At 58.8% G+C, this 928-nt stretch carries 1 protein-coding gene; it reads left to right on the top strand.

The window, feature by feature from the left end:
* Positions 1-43: 43 nt before the first annotated feature.
* Positions 44-886 (top strand): fumarylacetoacetate hydrolase family protein, encoded by an 843-nt coding sequence (locus Q4481_RS24560; protein ID WP_304379060.1) that lies wholly within the window; start codon positions 44-46, stop codon positions 884-886.
* Positions 887-928 lie beyond the last annotated feature (42 nt).

The following is a 928-nucleotide window of genomic DNA, read 5'->3' as shown; positions in this document are numbered from 1 at the left end:
ACAAGATGAGGAGCGCCTGACGCTCGATGCAAGGAGAACACCAATGAAACTATCCACCGTCTCCATCGCTGGCCGCATTACCTGGGGCATTGTCGAATCCGATCGATTTTTCGATGTCGGCGCGACTCTGACAGACCGATATGCCGATCTGAAATCGGCAATTGCGGCGGGCCTAGAGGGGGTTGCCGATGCTGGGAAGCAGGCTGCCGCCATCCCGGTTTCCGAAGTGAAATGGCTGCCGGTCATTCCCAACCCGGACAAGATTCTTTGTATCGGGCTGAACTATGAAATGCACCGGCAGGAAACGGGCCGTAGCGTGGTCGATCATCCGACAGTGTTTGCGCGCTTCGCCAACAGCCAGACCGGCCATCTTGCGCCGATCATACGCCCCAGGGTTTCCACTGAACTCGATTATGAGGGAGAGCTGGCCGTGGTCATCGGCAAGGCAGGCCGCTACATCAAGCGGGAGGATGCGCTGTCCCATGTCGCCGGTTACGCCATCTACAATGATGGCAGCATCCGGGACTATCAGCGCCATACGCATCAATTCACGCCGGGCAAGAATTTCCCGAATACGGGTGCCTTCGGTCCCTGGATGATGACCCCGGGCGAACTGGGAGACCTGTCGCCCTTGCGCATCCAGACCCGTCTCAACGGTGTTGTGGTACAGGAAGCGACATTCTCGCAGATGATTTTCGATGTCGCGCGACAGATCGAATATTGCTCGCAATTCACCCGGCTGGAGCCCGGCGACGTGATTGTCACCGGCACACCCGGCGGCGTCGGTGCAAAACGGACTCCTCCCTTGTGGATGGCGCCGGGCGATGTTGTCGAGGTCGAGATCGACCGACTGGGCGTCCTGCGCAATCCGATCGAAGCGGAATAGGGCGGCGCGGATATTCGAAGATGTCCGGAGGATAACGCAATC

This window comes from Fluviirhizobium alvei (assembly GCF_030551875.1).
Lineage (GTDB): Bacteria > Pseudomonadota > Alphaproteobacteria > Rhizobiales > Rhizobiaceae > Rhizobium_E > Rhizobium_E alvei.
The sequence above is the reverse complement of the archived record's forward strand: the minus strand, read 5'-3'. Positions and strand labels throughout refer to the sequence as shown.